This window comes from Pseudomonas batumici, from assembly GCF_036585405.1.
Taxonomy (GTDB): Bacteria; Pseudomonadota; Gammaproteobacteria; order Pseudomonadales; family Pseudomonadaceae; genus Aquipseudomonas; species Aquipseudomonas batumici.
Window position 1 is genome coordinate 2,261,645 of sequence record NZ_CP144470.1, and the last position, 13,337, is coordinate 2,274,981.

A 13,337-nucleotide genomic window follows, 5' to 3' on the forward strand; every position below is an offset into this window, starting at 1 on the left:
CTCCTGCAGATCATGCGCAGGCTTCAGTAGCCGCGTGCGAAATCCACTTCCCCGCGCAACGCTTCCCCGGCCTGATAGGCCCGCAGGTTCTCGACAAACAGCTGCACCATCATCCCCGGCGAAGTCGGCGCCGCACTGTGGCCGGTCAGCAACAGCCCCCAGGCCGTCCAGAACGGATGACGCTGCGGCAACGGCTCCTGCCGGCAGACGTCGATCACCGCCCCCGCCAGGTGCCCTTCCTTCAAGGCTTCCACCAGATCCGCATCGACCACCGCCACGCCGCGCCCGACGTTGATGAACAGCCCGGTGGGCTTGAAACGCTTGAACAGCGCCGCATCGAACAGGTCATGGGTATTGGGTGTGTTGGGCAACAGGTTGATCACGTAGTCCACCTTGCCAACCCACTCACCCAGGGCATCGAGCGCCGCCACTTCGATGAACGGCGCCTGCTCCCGCGCGGTACTGGCAATGCCGTACAACTCGATGCCGAAAGGTTGCAGGAACTGCGCCACGCTCTGGCCGATATCCCCGGCACCGACGATCAGCACCTTGCGCCCCGCCAGGCTCTGGCCCATGCGGTTATCCCACTTGCGCTCGACCTGGCTGACCAACCGGGCCAGGACCTCGCGCTCATGCCCCAGCATGTAGGTCAGTACATACTCGGCCATCACCTGGCCAAAAATCCCCACCGCCCGGGTCAGGCGGTAATCGCGCGGCAAGCCCTCGGCGAGCAGCGGCGTGATACCCGCCCAGGTCGCTTGCAGCCATTGGGGGCGGTGCCCCTGACGCAGCAGGGTCGCCAGCAGATCCGGCTGCCCCAGCCAGACCGGACAGTCGGCCGCCATGCTCGACAACGTGGCCGAATCGCCGCTGGTCATGATTTCAAGTTCGGGGGCCATCTGGCGCAGCAGGCTGGCGTAGAGGACGTGGTCGTGTTCGGCAATCAGAACGCGCATGCTTCAAACCTTTCAAAAACAGTGCAGGCAGCCGCCGACGGAGTTCGCTCCATCGTCATCGGCCACTGCCAGGAAATACAGTCCATTTGAATCGAGCGCTCCGGACAGAGCACCAGGGTTACCCATCAGATCGGATCATTGCGCCGTAACAGCTCTTCGGGCAAATGTTCGATGTATTCGTCTTCGGCCGGCGGCATCTGCAAGTGATACCCCTGCTTCTCGAGATTCTCCAGCACCTGGTGGATGTCTTCGCGCGCCAGCGTGCGCTCGGGTGTCAGGACCAGGTCGAAGGCATGTTGCGGTTTACCGAAGGCCAGCAGCAGATTCTCCGGAACGCGCTCCAGGGCATCGCTCTTGAGCACGTAGAGGTACATTTCATTCTTGCGCGGGCTTCGGTAGATGGAGCAGATACGTTTCAAGGCTGTTCTCCGGCAGTGGCCAGGCAATCGAGCAGCGCCTGGCCCATCAACTCGCGGCGCCAGCCACGCAGCGAATCGGGCAATTGGTAAGGTCCATCGGGGAAACCGCTCTTGATCAGGGCTTCCAGGGTTTTCTTGCGCAGCATCAATTCCGGTGCGACCCCCAGGCGTTCGGCTTCAGCCTGGCCAAGGGCACGCAGGCGCTTGACCAGCGCCGAGGCTTCGATCGGCAATGGCTCGGGCACCGCCGGCGGCCATTGGTCCGCAGGCACGCTGCCAGCACGCTTGATCAGCTCCAGCAGGAACTCGCCGTCCTGACGCACGGTACGCGGGTGCATGTCCTCGATCCGGGCCAGCGCCACCAGGTTGTCCGGCTGGCTCTTGGCCAATGGCCACAAGGAATGTTCACGCACGATCCGGTTACGCGGCAGATCGCGGGCCCGGGCTTCGCGTTCGCGCCAGGCGCACAGCTCGCGCAGGACAGCCAATTGCGCACGGGACAGCTTCCAGGCCAGCTTCGCCTCACGATAGACCTCGTAGGGGTCGACCTCTCGACGCAGGTTGGCCACCAGTTCCGCGCCATCGTCCAGGACCCAGGCGTACTTGTCGTCCGACAGCTGCGGGCGCAGGCGCGTGTAGACCTCGGCCAGATGCACGGCATCTTCGGCGGCGTAACTGACCTGCGTCTCGGACAAGGGCCGCTGCAGCCAGTCCGAACGGGTCTCGCCCTTGGGCAGCTCGATGCTGAGAACTTCCTGCACCAGGCGCGAATAGCCCATGGAGAACCCGAGGTTCAGGTAGGCAGCCGCGAGCTGGGTGTCGAACAACGGCACCGGCAGGCTGCCGGTCAGGCGCAACAGGACTTCGAGGTCTTCACTGCAGGCATGCACGACCTTGACCACGGCCGGGTCTTCCAGCAACGCCGCCAGGGGCTGCCACTGGTCGATGGTCAGCGGGTCGATCAGATAGGCGCGCTCGCCGTCACCGATCTGGATCAGTCCGGCAATCGGATAAAAGGTGTCGACCCGCATGAACTCGGTGTCGAGGGCAACGAAGGGTAACTGTTGCCATTGGGCACAATGCCGAACGAGGCTATCGTTGTCGCGAATCCAGTGAATATCGATGGCCACACGGCTCTCCCTTGAAGAATGGCACGCAGTATATCTCGCCACCGGGGTTTGCGAGCACTCACTCTGCAAGTGCATCAGCGAAAGCACTGACTGATCAACAAGAATAGCCCTACTCAACGACTTGGCGTGCTCACGCCGGGATCAGTGGTTCTTGCGCAACACATAGAGACGCCGCAGGGCATAGCCGGGAAAGAAATCCCGATGACCGACGATCTCGAAACCGGCCTGGCGAAACTCCCCTTCGACCAGTGCCTTGCCGAACAGGACACGCTGCGCCTGCTGGCCGCCAGCCCGGGCCTGGCGCCGCCGATGCCAGTCCATGACCTTGCCGCCCATCCACAACGAGAGGATCACGGTGTCGCGGCTGACCCGGTGGAATTCACGCAACATCGCCATCCGTTGCTGACTGTCGCTGACCTGCTGGAACAACTGCATACAGAAAATGCAGTCCACCGCATTCTCCGGCAAGCCGATGGCGAACACCGAGCTCTGAAACGTCCTGACCCGCTTGAGCACCTCGAGGGAGTGATGGACCGCGCAGTGGTCAAGCATCTCTTGAGAGGGGTCGGCCGCCAGGATCACCCGATTGGCCCGTTCGGCCAGCACCGGCCAGAAGCGCCCGGCACCGCAGGGCAGGTCCAGGATCAGGCCGGGCTCGCCGGCCAGCTTCAACGCCTGGCGCACCCACTGCTTTTCGCGGGCCAACCCCAAGCGCCGGGCCAGGCTGCCGGGCCCCTTCTCCAGGCACGAGCGGGCATGCTCACGCTCATGCTGGCGGGCAAATTCAAGCTCAATGGGGGAAGGCGGCTGCGCAGGCATGACTCGCGAACTCTCGGGGGTGAATCTGTGTCGGTCTGAGCGCACACACAGGGTCGGTTTGAAGGGCTGCCGGGGGCCATGACCCACCACCCGGCAACGCCTTGAACCTTAGTCAGGCACACATCAATTTTTCGTGAAAATTTCCCGCGCTACTTGTTCAATACGTTACCGAGCGGCTGCCTAGCCAGCGCCGCGAACGCCTGGCAGGCGGCGCTGCGCCAGGCGCCCCGGCGACTGAGCAGGGCCACCGTGCGCCGTGGCAACGCCGGTGTCAGTTCCAGCGCGGCCAGCCCCGGCTGCTCGACGGCAATGGCCGCGGGCAGGATGGTCGCCAACTGACCACGACGGACCAATTCGACAATCGCACTGATGGAATTGGCCTCGATGGCGATGCGCGGCGCGATGCCGTGCTGGCGGCAGTAGAGGTCGATGTGTTGGCGCGTGGCGAAATCCCGGTTGAGCAGGACCAGCGCCTGCTGCTCCAGATCGCGGGCACCGAGGGTCTTGCCACCGGCCTGCGGGTGAGCCGCGCCGACCATGAGACTCAAGGTTTCGCTGAACAGCGCTTCACCCTCGATATCCGCCAGATGCATCCCGGTAAAACCAATGCCGATGTCCAGCCGATCCTCGGCCAGTGCGGCCTCGAGGCGATCCTGGGTCATTTCCTCGACCCCCAGGGTGATACCCGGATAAAGACTGTTGAAGCGATGCAGCAACGGCGCGATGAGGTAGGCCGTGAAGGTCGGCGTCATGGCCAGGCGCAGGCTGCCGCGACTGAGGTCCTGCACATCGTGCATTGCCCGCTTGCCCGCCTCCAGGTCCTGCAGGGCCAGCCTGGCAAAACGCACGTAGGCCTCGCCGGCATCGGTCAGGCGGATGCTGCGCCCGGAACGGTCGAACAGCGCCGCCCCCAGGCTGTCTTCCAGTTGCCTGATCTGCTGCGACAACGTCGGCTGGGAGACATGCAAGGCCTCCGCGGCCCGGGTGAAATTGCGCTGCTCGGCCACCGCCAGCAGATAACGAATATGACGCAGCAGCATCGGACACCCAACTATAGGCAGGACTTATGGCTTTCATAATAAGCCGGTCTTGGACGCTATGCCTGGAAACTTCCATCCTTGCCCCATCAGCCACACGCGAGGAGAAGCCCCATGCAAGCCATCATCGACGGATTCCTGAAGTTCCAGCGCGAAGCCTTCCCGACCCGTAGCGCCCTGTTCAAGCAACTGGCGACCACCCAGAGCCCCGCCACCCTGTTCGTCACCTGCTCGGACAGCCGGGTGGTACCGGAACTGCTGACCCAGCAAGAGCCCGGCGATCTGTTCGTGATTCGCAATGCCGGCAACATCGTGCCCTCCTACGGCCCGGAACCGGGCGGTGTCTCGGCCACGGTGGAGTATGCGGTGGCGGTACTGGGGGTGCGCGATATCGTGATCTGCGGCCACTCCGACTGCGGGGCGATGACCGCCATTTCCACCTGCAAGTGTCTCGACCACCTCCCGGCGGTGGCCAATTGGCTGCGCCACGCCGAGTCGGCCAAGGTCATCAACGCCGCCCGCAGCCACGCCTCGGCCGAGGCACGACTGGACGCGCTGGTCCGGGAAAACGTGATCGCCCAGTTGGCTAACCTCAAGACTCACCCATCGGTCGCCCTGGCGCTGGAACAAGGTCGGCTGAACCTGCATGGCTGGGTGTACGACATCGAGAGCGGTTCCATCGCCGCCCTCGACGGCAGCACCGGTCGTTTTGTCCCGCTCGCCGAACAGCCGCAAGCCTGCGCGCTGTCGACGCAATCGCCACAGGTCGCCTGACCTGAATCCTACCTACGAAAACGAGGAAATCACCATGTTGCAGTCCCAATTCGCACAAGCTCCACGCCTGGCCCTGGCGGACACCATCATCGACGCCAAGCAGCGCCTGAACCTGTCCTGGCAGGACCTGACCGACGGCACCGGCCTGAGCCTGGCCTTCGTCACCGCTGCCCTGCTCGGCCAGCATCCGCTGCCGGCCAGCGCCGCCAACGTCGTGTGTGAAAAGCTTGGCCTGGACCAGGACGCCAGTCGCCTGCTGCAAAGCGTGCCGTTGCGCGGCAGCATTCCAGCCGGTATCCCGACCGACCCGACTATCTATCGCTTCTACGAAATGATCCAGGTCTACGGCACCACCTTGAAGGCCCTGGTCCACGAACAGTTCGGCGACGGCATCATCAGCGCCATCAACTTCAAGCTGGACATCAAGAAGGTCGAGGACCCGGAGGGCGGCTCGCGCGCCGTCATCACCCTGGACGGCAAGTACCTGCCAACCAAACCGTTCTGATGAAACGACACAGCCAGGGCTGAATGTGGCCCTGGCTGTGTCGTCCGATCAGAACGCAACCTTGGCGTAGGACTCGCGATCCAGGTCCACCACCTCCACCGACAGCTGGACTTCGACACCCGCCGGCCAGTCACCGAGATCCTTCAGCCCCGCCAGCAGGCTCTCGGACAGTTGCGTCTTGATCTGCGCCGAGCGCCCACTCAACAGCGCCAGCTTCACATGCACGAAGCCACGCTCGCCCGCCCCCGTGCCCACGCGAAACGCCTCCAGTTTGGTGGCCCGGCTCTTGATATCGAACTCGGCCCCGAACTGATCCGATGCCACCAACGCATGGTTGATACGCAACAGCGCCTTGTCGGCGTCGAAGTCAGTCAGGTTGGCGGTGTATTCCAGGAAAACGTGAGGCATTGGCAGGCTCCGAAACAGCGGGATAGGAAGGCGCACAGATATAGCACGCAGCCTTCGGGAAAAATCGTGAAAGAACGTGAACGATAGTGCATTGACGCAACCGCGTCCCTGAGAGGTATCAAGGTGCCAGGGGTTGCCGATCGCTCATGAAGTGCTCAAGCCGCGAGCGCAGCCAGCGCTCGGCCGGGTCGGTATCGACAATACCCAGCCAGACCATCGACAGGTCCAGGTTCGGTACCTTGAACGGCAGCGGTTCGTCAAACAGCAGCCCTGACGCCGCCATGGCCGCAGCCGTGTAATCCGGCAGGCTGGCGATCAGATCCGTGCCCGCCAGCAACGCCGGCAAGGCGCTGTATTGCGGCACCGAGAGCACCACATGGCGCTTGCGGCCGATTTCCGCCAGCCACTCGTCGGCCAGGCTGCTGATATTGGCGGTGTGGGACACCAGGACATGCGGCCGCGCGCAGTATTCATCCAGGCTCAAGGGCGTCGTCGAGGCGTCGGCCCGCAGAATCCTCGGCTGGATATGGCGCAACAGCTTGCGCTTGGCATTGGCCGGCAGGCCACGGGTCTGGCTGATGCCTACGGTGATCTCGCCGGAGGCCAACAGGTCGGGAATACGCCAGTAGTCGACGTGCTGGACCACGATCACCACATGCGGCGCTTCCTGGCGCAATGCCCGCAGCAAGGTGGGCAACAGGCCGAACTCGACATCGTCCGACAGGCCGATGCGAAAGGTCATGGTGCTGCTGGCCGGGTCGAAGTCGTGGGTCAGGCTCAAGGCATTGGACAGCGAATCCAGCGCGGGCGACAGGTGCTGGATGATCTCTTCGGCCCGCGCGGTGGGCTCCATGCGGTGTCCGACACGGATAAACAGCGGATCGTTGAACATCGCCCGCAGGCGATTGAGCGCCGAACTGATGGTCGGCTGGCCGAGAAACAGCTTCTCCGCCACCCGCGTCACATTGCGTTCGAGCATCAGTGCCTCGAACACCACCATCAGGTTGATGTCGGCTTTACGCAGTTCGTTGCGATTCATCTGTGGTCCCTGCTCTTCGATTGCGCCTCAGTGTAGGAAGGCAAGAAGGGACATGTCTAGGCGACAAGGGGACGTACGCCATGGAAGTCTTGCACTCCCATGACGTACAGGGTTGCCGACACTGTCTTTTAGAACGCCCAGCGTGCTTCGGCCGACGCGGTCTGGTTGAGGTAGTGATTACGCTCCTCCACGTCATACCGCACGGCCAGTTGCAGTTGGCCGTTGACCTTGTAGTTCAACTCGGTGCCGCCGCGAGCCAGCCAACGCTGTGGGCTGCCGGCATAGGTGGTAAAGACCGTTCCGGGCGCACCGGCAAAGCTGCTGGTCAGCGAGTCGCGACTCGCCAGGAAGTCATAGCCGCCCCCCAATTTGCCGCTCAAGGTCAGCTGTTGCGTGAAGTCGTGGGCCAGTTTGCCATCCACACCGAGAATAAATTGATCGGTGCTACGACTCTTGACCTGCAAATCCAGCGCATCGGCACCTTTCTCGTTGTAGGCCTCGTCCTTGATCCACGTGTAGTCCGCCCGCACCGAGGGGGTGAAGCGAGTGGCGGGTGTCAGGCTGAAGGTCCGATCCAGGCTGACGCCGGCGTGAGCGGTCCAGGAGTCGTAGTTGGACTTGGCTTGTAGCCCCGCAAAGTCGAGGTCGCGCTTGCCGTCGTTGTGGTTCTGCCCACCATCGAACTGGAAGTTCAGGTCGGTCGTGTCGTCCAGATGGTAAGTGCCATAGCCCACCAGTTGGTAGACGTCGGTGGTGAGTTGCTGCCGGGCAGTGTCGCCATTGTTATGAGTGTCCGCTTTGGCGTAGATGAAAGCGGTACCCAGTACCCAGCGATCATTGAGGCTGGCGTCGAGACCGAACACCATCCCCCCCACACTGGAACTGAACCCGGCGACGCCATCGCTGCGGTCCTGATCAGCCCAGGAACCGAACGGCTTGATCCAGAGGTGCTGGTCAGTCAGGGTGCTCTCGCCGGAAGACAGCCCGCTACGGACCGACTCACTGCGCGCCTGTATCACGCCGTTGATGCTGCTCAGTGCGGTCTTCGCCGCCGCCGTGGAGCCTCCGGTCATCAGTGGCAAGGTTGCAGTGACCGCCTGGGACACTTCGCCCTGGGTACTGAGCGCTACAAAATGGCTGGCCAACTGACCATTTGGATTGCTGCCAATGATCTGGTCCAGCGCTACGGCCGCACCTTGGCCCGCCGTGTTGCCCAGGGCCTGGACACTGCCTTGGAAGGTGTTGGGGGCGGGGTTGCTACCAGCGCTATTGGAAACGGGGGTGCTGCCACCGCTATTGGAAGCAGGGGTGCTGCCGCCACTATTGGAAGCGGGGGTGCTGCCGCCGCTATTGGAAGCGGGGGTGCTGCCGCCACTATTGGAAGCGGGGGTGCTGCCGCCGCTATTGGAAGCAGGGGTGCTGCCGCCGCTATTGGAAGCAGGGGTGCTGCCGCCACTATTGGAAGCGGGGTTACTGCCGCCGTTATTGGAAGCGGCGGCAATCAGCTTCAAGTCGACGCTGTTGCTGTTGTAGGTCGGCGTGAAGTCGAACAACAGGCTGTTATCGGTGACATGATTGAATTGCCCGGTGACCGTGCCGGTCGCGCTGATCACGTTGGCCAACCGATTGCCCGCAGCCAGGGTATTGGCACTTTTGACATCAACGTCCAGGGTACCGTCCAGATGGACGTTGCCGGCAACGCTGAGTTTGCCGTACTGCGACGAACTCAAGGCACTTACCCGCAATGTGCCGCTGCTGCTTTGGCTGAAGGCGCTACCGACGCTCAGCGTCGCATAAGGGCTGGCCGTGCTGCCCACCACCAGCGTACCGGCGTTGTTCACGCCACTGGCGATGGAAGCGCTACCGGTATTGAGCGTGGCGCCGCTGGCAACCGACACGGAACCCAGCAGGCTTGCGCCATTATCCAAGGCCAAGGTGCCGGCATTGACATTCCAGTTCTTGCCATAGGCGTCGGTGCCTGTCAGCGTCCAGGTGTTGCTGCCCTCCTTCTCGAAGCTACCGAACCCCTGGTATTGCACAGCGCTTCCTTGAGCACCGGCCGAACCGAGGTCGAAGGTCGTGGCGCCGGTGTTGCTATTGCCCCCAAGGGCCAATACATCGCTACCACCGCTCGTGCTGACGACATTGCCGTTGATCACCGAACCCGCGGCGAGTGTCAGCTTGTTGCTGCCGCCACTGAGTTCAATCGCATCGGCCCGGGCACCTGCACCGCCATTGGCCAATCCGCCGGAAATGGTCCCGGCGTTGTAGATCGTGGAGTTCCCCGTCGCGACGATGCCCGCGCTGCCCGCCCCCGCACTGCCGCCAGTACCGTTGGTGCCTGCGGAGCCTGCCAGGCCGTTGTGAGCACCTCCCACACCTCCCGCACCGCCCACGCCACCCACGCCGGCAATCCCCGCAAGACCACCGTTACCACCCTGAATAGTCCCGGTGTTGACGACCTGGATGTTGGAACCGGTGATACCGGCACCGCCGGCACCGCCCGTGCCGCCGTTCCCACCGTTGCCGCCGTTGCCGCCATTGCCGCCATATTTACCGGAACTGCTGCCAGCGCCACCCTGGCCACCGGCGCCACCGGTGACGCCGGCGGCACCATTACCGCCGAAGATACTGGCGTTGTTGGTCACGGAAAAGTAACTGCCCGAAACACCGGCACCGCCAGCGGCAGCGACTCCACCGCTGGCACCGGCGCCACCGTTGCCACCGAGTCCTCCACGGTTCCCAAAGGAGTTGGAGCCAACGCTACCCCCACTCCCCCCATGCCGCCGGCCCCCGCCGAGAGCGCAGCAACGCCGGCTCCCCCCGTGAGCGTGGCGTTGTTGGTAATGGCAAAAAAATTCCCGTTGACGGCGCTCGAACCCGCGGGTGAGCCGGAAAGGTACTTGCCATTCGAACCCGTGCCGCCGGCACCACCGAGGCCCAAACTGACGTTCGTGCCAGCGGCGCCCACAAAACCGCTTAACCCCGTTCCGGCGGTCGATGGACTGCCGGTAAACTGACCCGAAATGGCGGTGGTAACAGTGCCGGTGCTCGTACCGTTCAAAATCAGGAAACTGCCGTTACCCGCCAGGCCGGCACCGGTAATGGTCAACGGTGCCGTTACGTCCAGCGTGGTTCCACTATTGAAGGCCGGAACATCCGAGCTGAGTGTAATGGTACTGACGTTAGGGTTTACGCGGAGGAATCCGGTAATGGCCAACTGTTCGCGCAGTGAACCCGTACCGGAATCGGCACCGGAGGAGACGTTATAACTGGGTACTGCCCAGACTGAAGAAGCCATGCCCAGCGACAACAATGCCAGCGGCCAGGCGGCCGCCTTGGCCCGAACGCCCGACATGCGGGCACCCTTGCCGCCGCAGGTTCTTGACTTGGCGGTCTCGGAAACGACTTGCAGCGCCCCCAGACCGCTATTCCAGACCAACCTATAGATCCCCTTATTCATCTACCAAGCTCCAATGGCTCATCTTCTATTTTTATGAGGTCGTTCAAAGAATCCTGACCCCTTGAGTGTTGTGTTGAGGGTGTTGCCAGAAAGCGTCGTTGATAAAACGGGCAAATAGATCGGGCGGCAGCAGCGTCGGCCGAGGAACCGCTTGCACGCGCGGCCTCACATCGTGCAGACCAGGCGTGCCGGCGCGTTTATCGAACTCGCGGGCGTCGAACTGGACGTTGTGCAAGTCGTGACTGAAGGCGGGCTCATCGATAAAGTCATAGAGACCGTCCAGCACGGCTTGCGGATTGCTCACCAGACTCTCGTAGCGCACCAGCAGCAAGCGGCTCGCGTGTTCGCCATAAAAAGCCTGCTTGAGGGCGTTGTACGGATAACCCAACATGCCTTCGGCATTCGCCAGGGCATCGGCGCGGCTATAAACAGTGCCTCCAGTCTGAAAATGGAAGATCGCCGAGGGTGAAAGCGTATTGCTCTGGATCAGCCGTTCGATGCTGTCGATGATCCAGGGGACGTCGCGCACGCAAGCGATCACCTTGCTCGCGGGGAACAGGTTGCGCAGCAGCGCCATGCGTGAGCACCAGGAACGGTTGCTATCGAAGATCACCGGCGCGCAAAACTCGTCGCCGTAAAACTGCTCGAACAGCCCGCGTAGGATGCGCTCGCGCTGTCGATCCGAAATAAACAGCGAATACTCGTTCTTGCCGCCCATGCCATTAAGCAGATCATCGACCAGACCCGCGACGGGGCTGCTCATATGCGCATGAAAACGCGGATTCTGGCGCAACAGGGCCGACAACAAGGTCGAGCCGGAACGGGGTAAGCCGGAAATGAAATGCAGGACGCGTTCAGTCATCGATCGGGCTCCTGGTGAAGGGGTTGATATCGCCCTGGCTCATGACAGGAACAGCCGATGCCAGACACTCTGGCCGTGCTCATCGATCCCCAGGTGCTGGAAACCGGCGCGCTGGATCACCCGGATACCCGCGGCGGTCTCCAGTTTCGGATTTTCGACAATGATCATCATCCCCACCGGCGCCTGGGCTTCACCGGCATAGGCCAGTGCCAACTGCTCATAGGTATGGGCAAATAACCGGGGGGCCAGGCCGACATCACGGCTGTCCTCGCGGATAAAGGTGCGATAAAACCAATAGAGCGCCCCCGCGCCCGGGCTGTAGGCGCAATACACTGAGCTGACCCCGACGATCCGGCCATCGGCGTTGCGGACCACACTGGCCACCTCGAAGGTTCTGCGCCAAGCCTCGCAGGGATCCGTCAGCGCTCCGGTTTCGCCCCAGAAGGCAATGAGTTCGCTGCGCAGTTGCGGGGTGATCTGCCCCCACACCCAGACAATCCGATGTTTTTTCAATGAGCCAATGGCCGACACGGCAACTTCTCGCTTTAAAGGTCAGGGATGGGCTTGGCTGCCATTGCCCGGGAAGGGCATGCGCAGGCGATCGTCGTTGAGGAACAGTTCGCACCACAGGCGCCACAGCTTGATCAGCCGTTGCTGACCGCCTTCCTGGCGCAACTCCCGGGTAGCCCGCGCCAGTACGCTGGCAAAGGACTGGGCGTAGAGCCGGCAACTGCCGCAATCGATGTTCGGCGTACAGCATTTGCCGGTGCTCTGGCTCAAGTCGGTGTTGTAGTGCCGCAGGGAGGGGGTCAGCAACACGCCACAGTCACGGGTCACCGCCCCCGGACCTTGCGCATCGGGATACAAGCCCGCCGGGTCGTGAATCAGTTCGTTGAAGTCATCGTCATAAAGGATCCGCTGCCCCGGTTGCTGCAGCACCCGCGCAATGCTGTCTCTCGCACGCCGCAGATCGTCGGCAGTCAGGATCAGGTTGTCAGCCGCCGTGCTGGTGATGTGGTAGGGGTCGGCACCGGCACCGCTGCCAATAAAGTCCAGGTACTTGCTGGTGGGGCTGTAGTGATTGAAGGTCAGCGCCAGGCCGTTATCCGCGCAGACCTGGGCGATATACGGAATATCGTCCAGGTTGCGCGCCGTCAGGGTGAACACGAAGACCGCCCTGGCGTCGTTGCGGTAGTTCCTGATCTGCTTGGTCATGATGTCGGCCCCGCGCAGTTCTCGGCTACGCTCGGGATTGCCCCAAAGCGACACATGCACGCGATAGTCGATTTCGGCACTCAACCGCTTGATGCCATTGGTGAACACCACACCGTAGGGTATGTGCCGATTGGCGATGACCAACTTGTTCTCCGCCAGCGACGGCTCGGCCCCACCGAAGTAACCGTAGCGCACCCCCCGGGCGCCTTCCCCCGCAAAGAAGGCCTCGATGCTCTGAAGGTCTTGCACGTCCTTGTGTCCGAGGTAATCGTCACCCGAGAAGAACAGGCACCCTTCGCAAGTCAGGTTGCAGACCGAGGTGATGTCATACTGACTGGGACGAAGCGGCAACAGCTCCTGGCGTAGCAGCTTCCAGAACTCGGCGTCACTCAGCGATCGGGCAGCCGATTGCGGCCCACGAACAACGTCAAGGACGCCCATTCACGATGGCTCCGGTAGAAATTTACGGGTTGGCGCGACTCTGGAACCCTGCCCGGCGGCACCCTGCTGTGCGTGAGCTGGCTTGAGTCAAAATAATGTCAAAATGATACCTTTTTAATATCGCAATACCAATTCCCCACATAAATGTTTCAAGACTTTTCTTCATCTTTTCCGCCAAGCGGCTAAAGACGCTCAAAAAAGCCAGCAAACCGACATTTTTCTCACGAAAAAACAAGCCAATAATTTGACGACCACTCAAAGCCCGTTCG

At 62.3% G+C, this 13,337-nt stretch carries 15 protein-coding genes; 2 read left to right on the forward strand and 13 right to left on the reverse strand.

The features are described 5' to 3' along the window. Positions 1–23: 23 nt before the first annotated feature. The 5 genes from NUH87_RS10095 to cynR form a co-directional block, all read right to left on the reverse strand. The gene (locus NUH87_RS10095) at positions 24–956 is read right to left on the reverse strand and encodes a D-2-hydroxyacid dehydrogenase (RefSeq protein ID WP_338525832.1); all 933 of its coding nucleotides are present in this window, start codon (positions 954–956) and stop codon (positions 24–26) included. A gap of 125 nt (positions 957–1,081) precedes the next feature. After that, positions 1,082–1,375: a YcgL domain-containing protein gene (locus NUH87_RS10100; RefSeq protein WP_040070433.1), complete on the reverse strand. Its 294-nt coding sequence runs from the start codon at positions 1,373–1,375 to the stop codon at positions 1,082–1,084. After that, positions 1,372–2,505 carry a ribonuclease D gene (gene rnd / locus NUH87_RS10105; protein WP_338525833.1) on the reverse strand — a complete coding sequence of 378 codons (1,134 nt, stop codon included), beginning with the start codon at positions 2,503–2,505 and terminating at the stop codon, positions 1,372–1,374. Before rnd ends, NUH87_RS10100 begins: the two co-directional genes overlap by 4 nt. 141 nt (positions 2,506–2,646) lie before the next feature. Continuing rightward, positions 2,647–3,324, reverse strand: coding sequence for a class I SAM-dependent methyltransferase (locus NUH87_RS10110; RefSeq protein WP_338525834.1), 678 nt, complete (start codon positions 3,322–3,324; stop codon positions 2,647–2,649). A gap of 149 nt (positions 3,325–3,473) precedes the next feature. Next, on the reverse strand, positions 3,474–4,364 hold the full coding sequence (gene cynR / locus NUH87_RS10115) for a transcriptional regulator CynR (protein ID WP_338525835.1): 891 nt from the start codon (positions 4,362–4,364) through the stop codon (positions 3,474–3,476). Positions 4,365–4,475: 111 nt separating this feature from the next. Here cynR and NUH87_RS10120 point away from each other — a divergent pair, with 111 nt between their 5' ends. Both NUH87_RS10120 and cynS read left to right on the forward strand, forming a co-directional pair. Beyond that, the gene (locus NUH87_RS10120; RefSeq protein ID WP_338525836.1) at positions 4,476–5,135 is read left to right on the forward strand and encodes a carbonic anhydrase; all 660 of its coding nucleotides are present in this window, start codon (positions 4,476–4,478) and stop codon (positions 5,133–5,135) included. 34 nt (positions 5,136–5,169) lie between these two features. Next, entirely contained in the window at positions 5,170–5,640 is a 471-nt protein-coding gene (gene cynS, locus NUH87_RS10125; protein ID WP_338525837.1) for a cyanase, read from the forward strand. Positions 5,641–5,688: 48 nt separating this feature from the next. Here the strand turns inward: cynS and NUH87_RS10130 are convergent, their stop codons facing one another. The 8 genes from NUH87_RS10130 to NUH87_RS10165 all read right to left on the reverse strand — a co-directional run bounded on the left by NUH87_RS10130 (position 5,689) and on the right by NUH87_RS10165 (position 13,327). Then, positions 5,689–6,048: a 5-carboxymethyl-2-hydroxymuconate Delta-isomerase gene (locus tag NUH87_RS10130; RefSeq protein ID WP_338525838.1), complete on the reverse strand. Its 360-nt coding sequence runs from the start codon at positions 6,046–6,048 to the stop codon at positions 5,689–5,691. 118 nt (positions 6,049–6,166) lie between these two features. Continuing rightward, positions 6,167–7,087, reverse strand: coding sequence for a LysR family transcriptional regulator (locus NUH87_RS10135; RefSeq protein ID WP_338525839.1), 921 nt, complete (start codon positions 7,085–7,087; stop codon positions 6,167–6,169). A 128-nt stretch (positions 7,088–7,215) separates the two neighbouring features. After that, positions 7,216–9,735, reverse strand: a complete 2,520-nt coding sequence (locus NUH87_RS10140) for an autotransporter outer membrane beta-barrel domain-containing protein (protein ID WP_338525840.1) — start codon at positions 9,733–9,735, stop codon at positions 7,216–7,218. Then, entirely contained in the window at positions 9,732–10,550 is an 819-nt protein-coding gene (locus NUH87_RS10145; protein ID WP_338525841.1) for an ESPR domain-containing protein, read from the reverse strand. The genes NUH87_RS10140 and NUH87_RS10145 overlap by 4 nt, the downstream gene beginning before the upstream one ends. 43 nt (positions 10,551–10,593) lie before the next feature. Next, a complete protein-coding gene (locus NUH87_RS10150) occupies positions 10,594–11,412 on the reverse strand; it encodes a sulfotransferase (RefSeq protein WP_338525842.1) in 819 nt (272 codons plus the stop codon). A 39-nt stretch (positions 11,413–11,451) separates the two neighbouring features. Then, positions 11,452–11,943, reverse strand: coding sequence for a hypothetical protein (locus NUH87_RS10155; protein WP_338525843.1), 492 nt, complete (start codon positions 11,941–11,943; stop codon positions 11,452–11,454). Positions 11,944–11,964: 21 nt separating this feature from the next. Next, a complete protein-coding gene (locus NUH87_RS10160; RefSeq protein ID WP_040070446.1) occupies positions 11,965–13,068 on the reverse strand; it encodes a radical SAM protein in 1,104 nt (367 codons plus the stop codon). A gap of 22 nt (positions 13,069–13,090) precedes the next feature. Continuing rightward, positions 13,091–13,327, reverse strand: coding sequence for a hypothetical protein (locus tag NUH87_RS10165; RefSeq protein WP_338525844.1), 237 nt, complete (start codon positions 13,325–13,327; stop codon positions 13,091–13,093). Positions 13,328–13,337: the final 10 nt, after the last annotated feature.

Bases quoted from the DNA above. Each gene is read 5' to 3' on its own strand.
- NUH87_RS10095 (WP_338525832.1), bottom strand. From the start codon at position 956: ATGCGCGTTCTGATTGCCGAACACGACCACGTCCTCTACGCCAGCCTG.
- NUH87_RS10110 (WP_338525834.1), bottom strand. From the start codon at position 3,324: ATGCCTGCGCAGCCGCCTTCCCCCATTGAGCTTGAATTTGCCCGCCAG.
- cynR (WP_338525835.1), bottom strand. From the start codon at position 4,364: ATGCTGCTGCGTCATATTCGTTATCTGCTGGCGGTGGCCGAGCAGCGC.
- NUH87_RS10120 (WP_338525836.1), top strand. From the start codon at position 4,476: ATGCAAGCCATCATCGACGGATTCCTGAAGTTCCAGCGCGAAGCCTTC.
- cynS (WP_338525837.1), top strand. From the start codon at position 5,170: ATGTTGCAGTCCCAATTCGCACAAGCTCCACGCCTGGCCCTGGCGGAC.
- NUH87_RS10130 (WP_338525838.1), bottom strand. From the start codon at position 6,048: ATGCCTCACGTTTTCCTGGAATACACCGCCAACCTGACTGACTTCGAC.
- NUH87_RS10135 (WP_338525839.1), bottom strand. From the start codon at position 7,087: ATGAATCGCAACGAACTGCGTAAAGCCGACATCAACCTGATGGTGGTG.
- NUH87_RS10145 (WP_338525841.1), bottom strand. From the start codon at position 10,550: ATGAATAAGGGGATCTATAGGTTGGTCTGGAATAGCGGTCTGGGGGCG.
- NUH87_RS10150 (WP_338525842.1), bottom strand. From the start codon at position 11,412: ATGACTGAACGCGTCCTGCATTTCATTTCCGGCTTACCCCGTTCCGGC.
- NUH87_RS10160 (WP_040070446.1), bottom strand. From the start codon at position 13,068: ATGGGCGTCCTTGACGTTGTTCGTGGGCCGCAATCGGCTGCCCGATCG.